Below are 13,943 nucleotides of genomic sequence, written 5' to 3' on the forward strand. Positions count from 1 at the left end.
CAGCCCTTGTGGGGCGTTGGTGTGAAGAAAGAGTGCGAGGCGTTCCAGCGTCCAGCATAACCATGCCGGGGTTGGCCGGTGATCAGATCTTGTCAACCAGCAGGCGGTTGCCGATGACTTCGGCCACGCGGTGCGTGCCGGGAATGGGCAGGGCGCCCTGGCGCCCCATGACGGTCCAGGTGGCGCCGCGATAGCGGACCTGGGCCGTGCCGTCGGAATTCCACTGCTCCACGACCACGGTTTCGCCCACATCCATGTTGACATCGCGATTGCTGGAGGCGGGCTGTCTGCGCGGGCTGCGCTTGCGCAGCAGATAGCAGACAAGGACGGCGCCCGAGCCCAGCAGCGCCGCGGCGACGATCTGGCTGCTGGTGCCCATGCCGAAATGAGCGCACAGTGCGCCGACAATGGCACCCAGAGCCAGCATGAGGAGATAGAAAGTGCCGGTCAACAGCTCCGCAATGACCAGCAAACCGACAAGCAACCACCATGCGGTGGAGAGATCCATATCTGAACTCCTGTTAGAGGCTGTATTTAGTGCACCACATTCTGGGTTAAAAACAGCCTGTTTCAAAGCCGCAATAAGGATATTCCTTACACTTCGCGGCTGTTTCGTTTTTTAGGCCTGATTGGTACGGAGGCTGTTCATGAAGTTTCGCTTTCCCATCGTCATCATCGACGAGGACTATCGTTCCGAGAACACCTCGGGACTGGGCATCCGCGCCCTGGCTCAAGCCATTGAAGAAGAGGGCTTTGAAGTCCTGGGCGTGACCAGCTATGGCGATCTGTCGCAGTTCGCCCAGCAGCAAAGCCGGGCCAGCGCCTTTATTTTGTCGATCGACGACGAGGAATTCCAGCTCGGCGGCGACAAGGACCCCATCATTCACAGCCTGCGCGACTTCATCGGTGAAGTGCGCCGCAAGAATGAAGAGGTGCCCATCTACATCTACGGCGAGACCAAGACCAGCCGTCACCTGCCCAACGACATCCTGCGTGAGCTGCATGGCTTCATTCACATGTTCGAGGATACACCCGAGTTCGTGGCCAAGCACATCATCCGCGAAGCCAAGAGCTATCTGGAGAGCGTGCAGCCTCCTTTCTTCAAGGCGCTGCTGGACTACGCCGAAGACGGCTCCTACAGCTGGCACTGCCCTGGTCACTCGGGCGGCGTGGCCTTTCTCAAGAGCCCCGTGGGCCAGATGTATCACCAGTTCTACGGTGAGAACATGCTGCGCGCCGACGTCTGCAATGCCGTGGAGGAGCTGGGCCAACTGCTGGACCACAACGGTGCCATCGGCGAGTCCGAGCGCAATGCCGCGCGCATCTTCAATGCCGATCACTGCTACTTTGTGACCAATGGCACATCGACCTCCAACAAGATCGTCTGGCACCACACCGTGGCACCCGGCGATGTGGTGGTGGTGGACCGCAACTGCCACAAGTCCATCCTGCACTCCATCATCATGACCGGCGCGATTCCGGTGTTCCTCAAGCCCACGCGCAACCACTTCGGCATCATCGGCCCGATTCCGCAAAGCGAGTTCAGCGTGGAGTCGATCCAGGCCAAGATTGCCGCCAACCCGCTGCTCAAGGGCGTGGACGCCAAGGCCGTCAAGCCCCGCGTGCTGACGCTGACGCAGTCCACCTACGACGGCGTGCTCTACAACACCGAGACCATCAAGGGCATGCTGGACGGCTATGTGGCCAATCTGCACTTCGATGAAGCCTGGCTGCCCCACGCTGCCTTCCACCCCTTCTACGGCAGCTATCACGCCATGGGCAAGAAGCGCAAGCGTCCGATGCACTCGGTGGTCTATGCCACCCAGTCCATCCACAAGCTGCTCGCCGGTATCAGCCAGGCCTCGCATGTGCTGGTGCAGGACAGCCAGACCGAGAAGCTGGATCACCCGCTGTTCAACGAGGCGTACCTGATGCACACCTCGACCAGCCCCCAGTACAGCATCATTGCCAGCTGCGACGTGGCGGCCGCCATGATGGAGCCGCCCGGCGGCACTGCTCTGGTCGAAGAGTCCATCGTCGAGGCGCTGGACTTCCGCCGTGCCATGCGCAAGGTGGAAGACGAGTTCGGCGACGACGACTGGTGGTTCGAGGTCTGGGGACCTGAAGCGCTGGCCGAGGAAGGCGTGGGCACGGCCCATGACTGGATCATCCGCGGCACGGACGCATCGACCAAGACCCGCTCCAAGAAGAACGGCAAGGAGTTCGACAACTGGCACGGCTTTGGCGATCTGGCCGACGGCTTCAACATGCTGGACCCCATCAAGTCCACCATCGTCACGCCCGGCCTGGACCTGGACGGAGACTTTGCCGACACCGGCATTCCCGCCTCCATCGTCACCAAGTACCTGGCCGAGCATGGCGTGGTGGTCGAGAAGACGGGTCTGTATTCCTTCTTCATCATGTTCACCATCGGCATCACCAAGGGCCGCTGGAACACCATGCTGACGGCGCTGCAGCAGTTCAAGGACGACTACGACCGCAACCAGCCGCTGGCGCGCATCCTGCCCGAGTTCTGCCAGCAGCACCGCCGCTACGAGCGCATGGGCCTCAAGGACCTGTGCCAGCACGTGCACGAGCTGTATGCCAAGTACGATATTGCACGCCTGACGACCGAGATGTATCTGTCGGATCTCAAGCCTGCGATGAAGCCCTCGGATGCCTATGCGCATATCGCGCAGCGCAAGACCGAGCGTGTGGAAATCGACCATCTGGTCGGCCGCACCACAGTGGGTCTGGTCACGCCTTACCCACCCGGAATTCCGCTGCTGATTCCCGGTGAAGTCTTCAACAAGAAGATCGTGGACTACCTGGTGTTCGCGCGCGAATTCGCCAAGGAGTGCCCGGGCTTCGAGACCGATATCCACGGTCTGGTGGAGCTGGAAGACGAAAACGGCGAAATCCGCTACTACGCGGACTGCGTGGCCGAGCAAAGCGTCAAGGCTGCGGCTGTGAAGAAGACTGCTGCGGTGAAGAAGCCCGCTGCCAAGAAGACGGTTGCCAAGAAGACGGTTGCCAAGAAGACGGCTGCGGCGCCCGGAGCCACGACAGTTGCCAAGACGCCTGCCAAAAAGGCGGCAGCAAAGCCGGCAACAAAGGCAGCGGCCAAGTCCACCGCAAAGCCTGCAGTGAAGGCTGCAGCCAAAACGGCAAGGAAGGCTGCATAAGCCTTGGCTTTTGCAAGGTCGGGGCGATCCCGGCCTTTTGCACATCAGCCCGGAGTGCCTGCACTTCGGGCTTTTTCATGTCCCTGCTATGCATTCATTCCTGCAACCGGCTGGCACCGTGCCCCTGTGGAAACTGTTGGCGGCAGCCAGTCTGGGCTGGGCCCTGTTCATGCTGTGGGGCTGCCTCAATGAGACAGGCAGCAGCGGCGGGCTGATTCTCAGGCTGTTCCCGTTTCTGCGTGGCTTCGAGCACACGGACAAGCTGGTGCATGCCGGCCTGCATGCTGTGCTGGCGGGTTTGCTCTGCTGCGCGGGGCTGGCGCGTGCGCATGCTATGGGCTTGCGCTGGACAGCCTGGCAAGCACTGGCCGTGGTGCTGATCTGTGCTGGCTACGGCGGCGTGATCGAGCTGCTGCAGGCCAGCGTCGCCCCCACGCGGTCAGCCGAGTGGCTCGATGCGCTGGCCAATGCAGTGGGCGCGAGCCTGGCTGTGCTGTTCATTCAGGGGCTGCGCTGCATGAAGCAAAAATAGTAGCTGCTTGCGATTGACCTGTCTCATATATAGGTATAAATCTATTTGAAACATAGGCATTTATTGCGCAAGACGCTCCTGATTTTGATGACTATTCCAGCGTGATCTTCGCGTCACGGATCAGTGCGGCCCAGCTGGCCTGCTCCTTTTGCAGATAGGCCTGGGCATCCTGAAGGCTGCCGCCCATGGGCGTGCTGCCTTCGGACTGCAGCTGTTTGAGCACGGCAGGGTCCTGCAAGCCGGTGTTCACGGCGGCGTTGATCTTCTGCGCCAGCGCGGCAGGCGTGTTCCTGGGCGCCACGATCAGCTTCCAGTCCACGGCTTCAAAGCCCGGAAAGCCGGACTCGGCCACGGTGGGGACCTGGGGCAGGATGGAAAGGCGCTTGGCCGAGGTCACGGCCAGGGCGCGCAGGCGCTGGCCCTTGATCATGGGGTAGACCGCCTGAGGCGTGCCGAACATATAGTGGGTCTGCTTGCCCAGCAGATCGGTCACGGCCGGCGCGGCGCCTTTGTAGGGTACGTTGAGCACATCGATCTTGGCCTTGTAGGAAAGCATTTCCCCCGCCAGATGGCCCACGGTGCCCGTGGACGCCAGGCCTTGCTTGATGGCGCCGGGCTGGGCCTTGGCCGCAGCGATCAGATCCTGCAGCGATTTCCAGGGCGAATCGGTGGGCACGACCAGCACCACGGGCTGCGAGGCCACCAGCGCCACGGGGAGCAGGTCGGCCCTGGCATTGAACGGCATGCTGGGCAGCAGCGAGGGGTTGATGGCCAGATTGGCGGTCTGTCCCATGCCGAAGGTATAGCCGTCGGCCGGTGCCTTGGCGACGGCATCAAGTCCGATATTGCCGCCCGCACCTGGCTTGTTGTCCACCACGATGACCCAGCGATTCGCGGTCGCCATGCGCTCGCTGATCTGGCGCGTCACCGTGTCGGTGCCGCCTCCAGGCGTGAAGGGCACGACCATGCGGATCGACTTGGCGGGCCATTCCCCGGGCTGTGCCGCAGCGCTGCCTGCGGCCAGCGTCATGGCCGTCAGCGCGCAGGCGGCCATTGCCATTGCCTGGCGGCGGCTCGGGTATCCGGAATAGGGGTTGTGTGGCATGGTTTTGTCTCCTGAATGATGAAAATGGGGCGAAAGAATCCCCGCAGGGCGCGCGTGGGCGCCCTGTTCTGGGGTGGGTGAGTCGTGCGGGGCGATGGCCCCGCAGGGCCGCTCAGTCGGGCTGGCCCTGTGCCAGCGCCTGGGCCTGGGCCTGGCTGTAGCCCAGCGCCGTCAGAATCTCCAGGCTGTGCTCGCCGAGCTTGGGCGGCGACAGGCGCACCTGCAGATGCTTGCCGTCCAGGGTCAGCGGCAGCAGCACGGTCTTGCTGTCGCGGCCGTCGGGCAAGGTGATGGGGGCCAGCGCACCGGTGGCGTTCAGGTGCGGGTCCTCGAGCAGGTCGTGCGGACGGGCGATGGGCGCAAACGGCAGGCCCTTGTCCTCGAAGACGCTGGCAATATGTGCGGCGCTGTAGCCGGCCATGGTTTCGCGCAGCAGCGGCATCAGCCAGCTGCGGGCCTGCACGCGGTCGTTGTTGCTGCCAAGGCGCGGATCGTCACGCAGCTGCTCCAGGCCAAAGGCGTTGCAGAACTCGCGCCATGCTCCGTCGCTGACCACGGCCAGAAATATCTGCTCGCCGCCCTGGACTTCGAACACGTCGTAGATCGCCCAGGCCGAAATGCGTGCGGGCATGGGCGCTGCGGGCTTGCCGGTCACCGCGTACTGCATCATGTGCTGGGCGATCAGGAACACATTGTTCTCGAACAGTGCGCTTTGCACTTCCTGGCCCTTGCCCGTCTTCTCGCGCTGGGCCAGGGCCGCCATGGCTCCCATGGCACCGAACATGCCGCCCATGATGTCGTTGACACTGGTGCCCGCGCGCAGCGGGTCGCCGGGGCGGCCCGTCATATAGGCAAGGCCGCCCATCATCTGCACCACCTCGTCCAGGGCCGTGCGGTGCTCGTAGGGGCCGGGCAGAAAGCCCTTGTGGCTCACATAGATGAGGCGCGGAAACTGGTTCTTGAGGCTTTCGTAGTCGAGACCCAGCTTTTTCATGGTGCCGGGCTTGAAGTTCTCGGTCACCACATCGGCAGTGGCGATCAGCCTGAGCGCGGCCTCCTTGCCTTCGGGCGTCTGCAGATCCAGCGTCAGGCTTTTCTTGTTGCGGTTGAACAGCGGGAAAAAACCCGAGCCCGAGCCCAGCAGCTTGCGCGTGGCGTCGCCGCTGCGGCCGTGGCCCACGGGCTCGACCTTGATGACTTCGGCGCCCAGGTCGGCCAGCATCAGGCCGCAGCTGGGGCCCATGACCATATGGGTGAATTCCACCACGCGGATGCCGGCATAGGGCAGGGGTGCGGCGCCGGTGCCGGCGGATTCGGTTGAGGAGTGCATATTCATCTCTTCTTGTTCTTGGCCCGGTTGCGAGCCGCTTGGTGATCAGTAACGGTGAGGCACAAAGCCCTTGGGCAGGCCTGCAGGTGGCAGCATGCCGTACAGCGCCTCACCCGGCAGGCCGGCGGCCAGCGTTTCTCGCGCTGCAAGCAATCGCTCAATATCAATGCCGGTGCGCAGTCCCATGGCTTCGAACATGAAGACCAGATCTTCGGTCACCACATTGCCGGAGGCACCGGGGGCATAGGGGCAGCCGCCCAGTCCGGCCTGGGAGGCGTCGAAAGTGCGCACGCCCGCCTCATAGGCGGCCAGGCAGTTGGCCAGACCCAGGCCTCGGGTGTTGTGCATATGCGCGGCGCCGGCCCTGTCGCCGAGTTCGCTGCGCAGGCGCGTGAACAGGCGCTTGACCTGGGCCGGGTTGGCCATGCCCGTGGTGTCGGACAGCCCCGATTCATCGGCTCCGGCGGCCACGCAGGCCGCAGCCAGCGCAATCACCTCGTCCTCGGGCACCAGGCCCTGCAAGGTACAGCCGAAAGCGGTGGAGATACCGGCCTCGATATGCACGCCGGGGGCCATCTCGTCGCGCAGCCTGGCGATGGCGCGCACCTCGTCCACCATCTGTGCCGGGGTTTTGCGCACATTCGCCATGGAGTGCGCGGGGCTGGCCGATACGGGCAGCGTGATCTTGTGCGCGCCGGCGCGCATGGCGGCTTCGGCTCCCTTGAGATTGGGCACCAGGGCCATGATGGTGACGCCGGGGTGTGTGACGGCGTGGCGCACGACCTCGGCGGCGTCGGCCATCTGCGGCAGCAGCTTGGGCGAGACAAAGGAGCCGACTTCGATTTCCTGCACGCCCGCTGCCACCAGGGCGTCGATCCAGGCGCACTTGTGGGCCGTGCTCATGGTGGCCGAGACTGACTGCAGGCCGTCGCGGGGGCCGACTTCGCTGATCAGGAGATCGAAGCGGTGGGGGAGTGACATGGTTGCCTCACTTGGATTTCATGCTTGCATTGCGGCTGGCACAATGCTTTAATGGTGTTCTATCTAATAGAACTGAATTCTTTCTATTGAAATATTGCCTTGCGTCCTGATGCCCTGTCAAGCTGAGGGGCAGGAGTTTTTATGCCGCGTAAATCCCTGAATGAATCCGTAGCCGACGAGAATGCCGCGCCTGGCGGTGTGGCCGCAGTGGATCGGGCCCTGAGCGTGCTGAGCGCATTCCAGGATGGCGATGCCGCGCTGAGCCTGGCCGAGCTGGCCGAGCGCACGCGCCTTTACAAAAGCACGGTGCTGCGATTGCTGGCTTCTTTGGAGCATGGCGGCTGGGTTCAGCGCCAGGATGACGGGCGCTACGCGGTGGGCCCGGCCGTAGCCAGGCTGCATGCGGTCTACGAGCAGAGCTTTTCGCTGGACAAGCTGGTCATGCCGGTGCTGCGCGCACTGGTCCAGGCCACGGGCGAGAGCGCTGCCTACCATGTGCGTCAGGGGCGCGAACGTCTGTGTCTGTACCGCGTGGATTCGCCGCATCCGGTGCGCGACCATGCGCGTGTCGGAGATCTGCTGCCCCTGGATAAGGGAGCTGGCGGGCGCGTGCTGGTCGCTTTCGATCCTGAGCTGGGCGACTGGGTGAAGAAGCAGCGCAGCCACTATGCGCGTGTACGGGCCGATGGTTACGAAGCCCTGGTGGGTGACAGGCATAGCGAGATCGCCGGCATCTCGGCCCCGGTTTTTCGCCGCAGCGGGGAGCTGGCCGCTGCCCTGACGCTGACCATGCCTGCGCATCGCTATGACGAACGCTATGTCAAAAACGTGTTGCAGGCCGCGCGCGACCTGGGGGCGCAACTGCCGTAGATTGGGGCGCCGTGGGCGTGAGGCGCATGCTCGGCAGTCGCAGGCCGCGATGAAGCCCGAGTCACGGGCCTGCCGGCTCGGGCTGAAAGCCCGGCTCGCTGCGCACGCGCAAAAAGCGGGCAAAGCGCGGCAGGCCGCTTTTTTCATGCAGGCCCTGGTAGCGGTAGGTGACCCAGCTGCCGAGCGCAGGCGGGCTTTTGCGCATCTGCGCCGTCAGTCCGGAGCCCAGTGAAAACTGCTTGCCGTCCGGGGTCTGCACCAGCAGCGCACCCGTCATGCCCTGCCATTGCCCGCGTCCGCTTTTGTAGCCTATGACCCGGGCTTCGGCATCATCGAAAGGCTTGAGCTTGAGCAGGTCGTCGCTGCGGCCCGGGCGATAGGGCGCGCTGCCTTTGTGCAGCATCAAGCCCTCGCCGCCGCCTGTGACGACTGTGTGCAGCCATTGCCGCAACTCGGCTTCCGAGCCCAGCTTGCGCTGCTCCACCATCTGCACCCAGTCCTGGGCAATGGCCCCGACGGTGCGCTGCAGCAGCGGCAGGCGCTGGTCAAAGCTGCCCGCAGCTGCGGGCAGATCAAACACCATGAATCTCATCTGGCGCCAGGCCCGATCGTTCGGGATGGCCTGTGCCGTGGTGGACTGGGCATGGGCAAACCGGCCGCGTCCAGCCCAGAGCTCGCCATCCATGGGGGTGGCCGGCCAGTCCCGAACAAACCACTCTGGCGCCGCGATCCGCAGCCCGCCACGGCTGACGAGCTGGTGGCCGTTCCAGTAGCCGCGCACGCCGTCCAGTTTTTCGCTGACCCAATAGTCCTGCAGCGGCAGGCCGCTGCGCCAGACCTGGGCCAGCATCAGCGAAGGCGGCTGGGCCGTGGTCTGGGCCCGCACGGCAACAAAGCCCATGCAGAGGCAGGCGCAGAGCAGCCAGTGAATGCATTCCCGAAGGGATCGGTGCCGTGGCTCAGGCATGGCTATCTCCCGGTAATGAGGCAGCTCATGCTAGAGCGCGGAGCCTATGGTGTCGATGCGGGTACGAACCCATATCAAAAAACATAGCTATCGGCGGCTTATCTATAGCTATCAGCGGTTTATCTATAGGGATTGCGGTGATTTCAATGAAAAAGCCGCTGCAGCCAGGCAGCGGCTTTTGTCAAGGGGCAAGGCCTTCAGTCGCGGCTGATGACGGCGCAGGCGATGCGTGCGCCGGCGTTGCCCGTGGGCTGGGTGGTGTAGTCGTCGGGCTGGGCATGGACGATGACCGCACGGCCTATGACATTGCCAGGGCCGGCCAGCAAGGTGATGTCTGCCGACTGTACGTTGACGGTGGCCACGCCGTTGGAGTCGGCCTTCAGGCTTGGCAGGTCGCCCATATGGTGCTGGGTCGAGTCATATTTGCCATGGGGATTGCCCAGCGGGTTGAAGTGGCCGGCAGCAGCATTGCCGTTGTCGCCGCAGTCGCCCTTGTCGTGGATGTGAAAGCCGTGCTCGGAATTGGGCTTGAGGCCGTGAATCACGGCATTGATCACGACCTGCTGGCCGCTCTTCTGGGTGAATTTCACATCGCCGCTGACCTTGCTGCCCGAAGTGGCCTGCAATCTGGCGATGGCCTGGGCGGGTTGGGGCTCGGGGGTGCTGCAGGCCGTCAGGGCAGCAGCGAATGCGGTCAGGATGAGAAAACGATATGGCATGTAAGCTCCTCTTGAATATTCGTAAGAACCATAGAGAAAACACTGTGAACCATAGCGTCAGTGCTCTGCCGCGCTTGTAGGGCAAGGGCCAAGATGTCGGGAGCGGGCCCAAAAAACAAAGCCCCGCAGGCCTTGGAAGCCTGCGGGGCTGGTGTCGTCAAAAGCCTGGGGCTCAGACCTGGTCGGCCGACAGGCCTGCGGTCTGGCTGAAGCCGCCGTCCACATAGGTGATCTCGGCGGTCACGCCGGAGGCCAGGTCGGACAGCAGGAAGGCGGCGACATTGCCCACGTCTTCAATCGTCACGTTGCGGCGCAGGGGGGCGGCATCGGCCACACGGCCCAGCAGCTTGCCGAAGTCCTTGATGCCCGAGGCCGCCAGGGTCTTGATGGGGCCGGCGGAGATGCCGTTGGCACGGATGGCGCGGCCGTCGGCAGTGCGGCCCACGGCTTCGGCCAGGTAGCGCACGGATGCTTCCAGCGATGCCTTGGCCAGACCCATGGTGTTGTAGTTGGGGATGGAGCGCAGAGCGCCCAGATAGGACAGGGTCAGCAGCGAGGACTTGTCGTTCAGGTAAGGCAGGGCCGCCTTGGCCATGGCAGGGAAGCTGTAGGCGCTGATATCGTGGGCGATCTTGAAGTTCTCGCGGCTCAGACCGTCGAGGAAGTTGCCGGCAATAGCTTCACGGGGGGCAAAACCGATGGAATGCACAAAACCGTCGAACTTGCCCCAGGTGGCACCCAGGTCGGCGAACAGCTTTTCGATCTGGGCGTCGTCGCCCACGTCGCAGTCGAACACCAGCTTGGAGTCGAAGTCGGCAGCAAATTCGGTAATGCGATCCTTGAAGCGTTCACCCACATAGCTGAAAGCCAGTTCTGCGCCTTGCTCGTGGCATGCCTTGGCAATGCCGTAGGCGATGGAACGGTTGGACAGAACGCCTGTGATCAGCAGCTTTTTACCGGCGAGAAAACCCATTGTTGTTCTCCAAAGAAAATTGAAAGAGACGATGGCTGCATCTGTGGCAGACGCGCCATCTTTGAAAACGTATCCGTTCGAACTGGGTGCGAATCAGTCGGGGTAGGGCAGAATTGTCGCATGCGCCATTGGATGATTTGCTCAGCCCTGATTGTCAGCAGCCAAGTTGCCACACCTGCCCTGGCAGCACATGGCTATGCGCTCTGGGGTCAGCCCAGGTACGCGGCCGACTTCAAGCACTTTGACTATGTGAACCCTCAAGCGCCCAAGGGCGGCGAGCTGCGCATGGTCAGCAATCTGCGCTATTCGACCTTCGACAAGTACAACCCCTTCACGATCAAGGGCTCGCCGCCTGCCTATCTGGCAGACATGCTGTTCGAGACTCTGCTGACCCCTAGCCTCGACGAAACGGCTACGGGCTATGGCCTGCTGGCCGAGGATGTGGAGGTGGCGGCCGACGGCCTGTCCGCGACCTTCAAACTGCGCAAGCAGGCGCGCTTTCACAACGGCAAGCCGGTACTGGCTCAGGATGTGAAGCACAGCTACGAGACGCTGCTGAGCAAATATGTCTCGCCCGGCTACAAGACGCTGTTTGCCGAGGTGGCCGGCTGTGACGTGATCGATGAGCGCACGGTGCGCTTTCGCTTCAAAAAGCCCAATCGTGACCTGCCGCTGACCGTGGGCACCCTGCTGCCGGTGTTCAGCCGCGACTGGGGGCTGGGCGCGGATGGCAAGCCCAAGGCCTTTGACCAGGTGGTGATGGACACGCCGATCGGCAGCGGGCCCTACAAGATCGGTCCGGTCAAGTTCGGCAAGGACATCAGCTATGTGCGCGACCCTTCTTACTGGGGCGCGGCGTTGCCGGTGCGTGTCGGCCTGGCCAATTTCGACCGCATCACCATCAAGATCTACAAGGACGGCACGGCGCGGCTGGAGGCGCTCAAGGCCGGCGAGTTCGATCTCATGCGCATCAATAGCGCGGGTGACTGGGCCCGGCGTCTGACGGGGCGGCGCTTTGCGTCGGGCGAGCTGGTCAAGGGCGCGTTCGAGAACAAGCTGCCCTCGGGCTTTCAGAGCTTTTTCCTGAACCTGCGCCGCGAGCAGCTCAAGGATGTGCGCGTGCGCGAGGCGCTGGGTCTGGCCTATGACTATGAGTGGATGAACCGCCAGATGTTCTACGGCGCCTATCAGCGTGTGCACGGGTTGTTCGGCAACACGGCGTGCGAGACCCGGGGCGAGCCCACCGAGGCGGAGCTGGCCCTGCTCACCCCTTTCAAGACCAGCCTACCGCCCGCCACGCTGGGGCCCATGGCCCAGCCGCCACGCACCGATACGGGCGACGGCCTGCGCGGCAATCTGCGCCGCGCGCAGAAGCTGCTGGCCGATGCAGGCTGGACGGTCAGGGACGGGGCCTTGCGCAACGCCGGCGGCGAGCCCATGGTGCTGGAATATCTGGACAGCAGTGAGAGTGGCGTCAAGATCGTCAGCAGCTGGATGCGCAACCTGGAAAAGCTGGGCATCACGCTCAAGGTGCGCAATGTGGACTACGCGCTCTATCAGCAGCGCATGGACAAATACGATTTCGACATCGTGACGCTGAACGTGCCCGGTACGCACAATCCGGGGCAGGAATATGCCGAGCTGTTCGGCAGCGCCGCCGCCGATGTGGAGGGGGGCTCGAACTATGTCGGACTCAAGAGCAAGGCGGTGGATGCCATCATTGCTCAGATGGCTGCGGCCAAGTCCGAGCAGCAGATGCTGCCCGCCTGCCATGCGCTGGAGCGCATCATCGTGCAAGGCCATTACCTGATTCCCCAGTATTACTCGGGCACGCACCGGATGGTCTATGACGCCTGGAGGCTGGCGCTGCCGGGGCAGATTCCGGCCTATTCGCCGGGCGAACTATGGGCGGTCTATGCCTGGTGGGCCAAGTAAAGTGGCCCCCACGCTCCACCGTTGCACGGGTCGCTGCCCCCCGAGGGGGCTGGCCCTGCTTGGGGCGGCCCGGCGCGGCGGCCCAAGTAAAGTGGCCCCGCGCTCCACCGCTGCACCAGCCGCTGCCACAGAGGGGAGGCTGGCCCTGCTTGGGGCGGCCCGGCGCGGCGGCCCAAGTAAAGTGGCCCCGCGCTCCACCGCTGCACCGGCCACTGCCACAGAGGGGAGGCTGGCCTTGCTTGGGGCGGCCCGGTGCTGCGGCCATCGCCGCTGCGGCTGGAAATAAGGGTTGATCGAAGATGTTTGCCTATATTCTCAAACGCATTTTGCTGATGATCCCCACGTTGCTGGGCGTGCTGCTGCTGACCTTTGTCGTCATCCAGTTCGTGCCCGGCGGCCCGGTGGAGCAGTATCTGGCCGAGGCAAAGGCCAGCGCCGGACATGGTGCCGAAGGCGCTTCCATGAGCTACCGAGGCGGCCAGGGCGTGGATCCCAGGCGCCTGGAGGAGATCAAGGCGCTGTACGGCTTTGACAAGCCGCCGGTCGAACGATTCGTGCAGATGCTGGGCCAGTTTGCGCGTTTCGATCTGGGCACCAGCTTTTTCCAGAACAAAAGCGTCTGGGCGCTGGTCAAGGAAAAACTGCCAGTCTCCATCAGCCTGGGGCTCTGGACGTTTTTCATCAGCTATCTGGTGGCTGTGCCGCTGGGTGTGGCCAAGGCTGTGCGAGCGGGCTCGCGCTTCGATCTGGCAACCACAATTGTGATTCTCATCGGCTATGCCATCCCGGGCTTTGTGCTGGGTGTGGCGCTGCTGGTCATCTTTGGTGGGCAGCTTCAGTGGTTCCCGCTGCGAGGGCTGACATCGGCCAATTTCGACGAACTCAGCGCCTTGGGCAAGGTGGTGGACTATCTCTGGCATATCGCGCTGCCTGTGACGGCCATGGTGGCGGGCAGCTTTGCCGTGACGGCCATGCTGACCAAGAACTCGTTTCTTGAGGAGATCCGCAAGCAATATGTGCTGACGGCCCGCGCCAAGGGCTTGTCCGAGCGCCAGGTGCTCTACAAGCATGTGTTTCGCAATGCGCTGATTCCCATCGTCACGGGCTTCCCCTCGGCTTTCATCGGCGCCTTCTTTGCCGGCGCGCTGCTGATCGAGACCTTGTTCTCGCTCGACGGCCTGGGCCTGCTCAGCTATGAAAGCGTGATTCGCCGCGACTTTCCCGTGGTGCTGGGCACGTTGTATCTTTTTACGCTGATCGGTCTGGTGACCAAGCTCATCAGCGATCTTTGCTATGTCTGGGTGGACCCCCGGGTCAAGTTTGACTGATTTATGCAAGATAAGCCT

Annotated in this window: 12 protein-coding genes; 5 read left to right on the forward strand and 7 right to left on the reverse strand. The window is 63.2% G+C overall.

Annotated features, from left to right (window positions below):
• Positions 1-82: 82 nt before the first annotated feature.
• Positions 83-508: an NfeD family protein gene (locus P353_RS11825; RefSeq protein WP_034369413.1), complete on the reverse strand. Its 426-nt coding sequence runs from the start codon at positions 506-508 to the stop codon at positions 83-85.
• Positions 509-647: 139 nt separating this feature from the next.
• Between P353_RS11825 and P353_RS11830 the strand changes: the two genes are divergently transcribed.
• Positions 648-3,185 (forward strand): arginine/lysine/ornithine decarboxylase, encoded by a 2,538-nt coding sequence (locus tag P353_RS11830; protein ID WP_034369415.1) that lies wholly within the window; start codon positions 648-650, stop codon positions 3,183-3,185.
• Positions 3,186-3,303: 118 nt separating this feature from the next.
• Positions 3,304-3,717 (forward strand): VanZ family protein, encoded by a 414-nt coding sequence (locus tag P353_RS11835; protein ID WP_232776436.1) that lies wholly within the window; start codon positions 3,304-3,306, stop codon positions 3,715-3,717.
• Positions 3,718-3,808: 91 nt separating this feature from the next.
• On the opposite strand, the gene P353_RS11840 is transcribed toward P353_RS11835, so the two are convergent.
• From P353_RS11840 to P353_RS29540, 3 genes are all read right to left on the reverse strand, one after another.
• Positions 3,809-4,822 (reverse strand): Bug family tripartite tricarboxylate transporter substrate binding protein, encoded by a 1,014-nt coding sequence (locus P353_RS11840; protein ID WP_034369421.1) that lies wholly within the window; start codon positions 4,820-4,822, stop codon positions 3,809-3,811.
• Positions 4,823-4,934: 112 nt separating this feature from the next.
• Positions 4,935-6,152 (reverse strand): CaiB/BaiF CoA transferase family protein, encoded by a 1,218-nt coding sequence (locus P353_RS29535; RefSeq protein ID WP_198529060.1) that lies wholly within the window; start codon positions 6,150-6,152, stop codon positions 4,935-4,937.
• Positions 6,153-6,197: 45 nt separating this feature from the next.
• Positions 6,198-7,133 (reverse strand): hydroxymethylglutaryl-CoA lyase, encoded by a 936-nt coding sequence (locus P353_RS29540; RefSeq protein ID WP_034369427.1) that lies wholly within the window; start codon positions 7,131-7,133, stop codon positions 6,198-6,200.
• Positions 7,134-7,274: 141 nt separating this feature from the next.
• On the opposite strand from P353_RS29540, the gene P353_RS11855 reads away from it, so the two are divergent.
• A complete protein-coding gene (locus tag P353_RS11855; RefSeq protein ID WP_034369430.1) occupies positions 7,275-8,003 on the forward strand; it encodes an IclR family transcriptional regulator in 729 nt (242 codons plus the stop codon).
• Between the two features lie 61 nt (positions 8,004-8,064).
• Here P353_RS11855 and P353_RS11860 read toward each other — a convergent pair whose 3' ends face one another.
• The 3 genes from P353_RS11860 to fabI all read right to left on the reverse strand — a co-directional run bounded on the left by P353_RS11860 (position 8,065) and on the right by fabI (position 10,662).
• Positions 8,065-8,904, reverse strand: a complete 840-nt coding sequence (locus P353_RS11860) for a DNA ligase (protein ID WP_034369433.1) — start codon at positions 8,902-8,904, stop codon at positions 8,065-8,067.
• Positions 8,905-9,167: 263 nt separating this feature from the next.
• Positions 9,168-9,689: a superoxide dismutase family protein gene (locus tag P353_RS11865; RefSeq protein WP_034369437.1), complete on the reverse strand. Its 522-nt coding sequence runs from the start codon at positions 9,687-9,689 to the stop codon at positions 9,168-9,170.
• A 172-nt stretch (positions 9,690-9,861) separates the two neighbouring features.
• Entirely contained in the window at positions 9,862-10,662 is an 801-nt protein-coding gene (gene fabI, locus P353_RS11870) for an enoyl-ACP reductase FabI (protein WP_003063172.1), read from the reverse strand.
• A 120-nt stretch (positions 10,663-10,782) separates the two neighbouring features.
• Between fabI and P353_RS11875 the strand changes: the two genes are divergently transcribed.
• Positions 10,783-12,597 (forward strand): extracellular solute-binding protein, encoded by a 1,815-nt coding sequence (locus tag P353_RS11875; RefSeq protein ID WP_034369439.1) that lies wholly within the window; start codon positions 10,783-10,785, stop codon positions 12,595-12,597.
• A gap of 299 nt (positions 12,598-12,896) precedes the next feature.
• The gene (locus P353_RS11880; protein WP_034369441.1) at positions 12,897-13,925 is read left to right on the forward strand and encodes a microcin C ABC transporter permease YejB; all 1,029 of its coding nucleotides are present in this window, start codon (positions 12,897-12,899) and stop codon (positions 13,923-13,925) included.
• Positions 13,926-13,943: the final 18 nt, after the last annotated feature.

The sequence above is a fragment of the Comamonas testosteroni genome, from assembly GCF_000761245.1.
Classification (GTDB): Bacteria; Pseudomonadota; Gammaproteobacteria; order Burkholderiales; family Burkholderiaceae_C; genus Comamonas; species Comamonas testosteroni_C.

Excerpts from the sequence above, each read along its gene's own strand:
- P353_RS11855 (WP_034369430.1), top strand. The coding sequence starts at position 7,275 with ATGCCGCGTAAATCCCTGAATGAATCCGTAGCCGACGAGAATGCCGCG.
- P353_RS11880 (WP_034369441.1), top strand. The coding sequence starts at position 12,897 with ATGTTTGCCTATATTCTCAAACGCATTTTGCTGATGATCCCCACGTTG.
- P353_RS11865 (WP_034369437.1), bottom strand. The coding sequence starts at position 9,689 with ATGCCATATCGTTTTCTCATCCTGACCGCATTCGCTGCTGCCCTGACG.
- P353_RS29540 (WP_034369427.1), bottom strand. The coding sequence starts at position 7,133 with ATGTCACTCCCCCACCGCTTCGATCTCCTGATCAGCGAAGTCGGCCCC.
- P353_RS11840 (WP_034369421.1), bottom strand. The coding sequence starts at position 4,822 with ATGCCACACAACCCCTATTCCGGATACCCGAGCCGCCGCCAGGCAATG.
- fabI (WP_003063172.1), bottom strand. The coding sequence starts at position 10,662 with ATGGGTTTTCTCGCCGGTAAAAAGCTGCTGATCACAGGCGTTCTGTCC.
- P353_RS11875 (WP_034369439.1), top strand. The coding sequence starts at position 10,783 with ATGCGCCATTGGATGATTTGCTCAGCCCTGATTGTCAGCAGCCAAGTT.
- P353_RS29535 (WP_198529060.1), bottom strand. The coding sequence starts at position 6,152 with ATGCACTCCTCAACCGAATCCGCCGGCACCGGCGCCGCACCCCTGCCC.
- P353_RS11830 (WP_034369415.1), top strand. The coding sequence starts at position 648 with ATGAAGTTTCGCTTTCCCATCGTCATCATCGACGAGGACTATCGTTCC.
- P353_RS11825 (WP_034369413.1), bottom strand. The coding sequence starts at position 508 with ATGGATCTCTCCACCGCATGGTGGTTGCTTGTCGGTTTGCTGGTCATT.
- P353_RS11860 (WP_034369433.1), bottom strand. The coding sequence starts at position 8,904 with ATGGGCTTTGTTGCCGTGCGGGCCCAGACCACGGCCCAGCCGCCTTCG.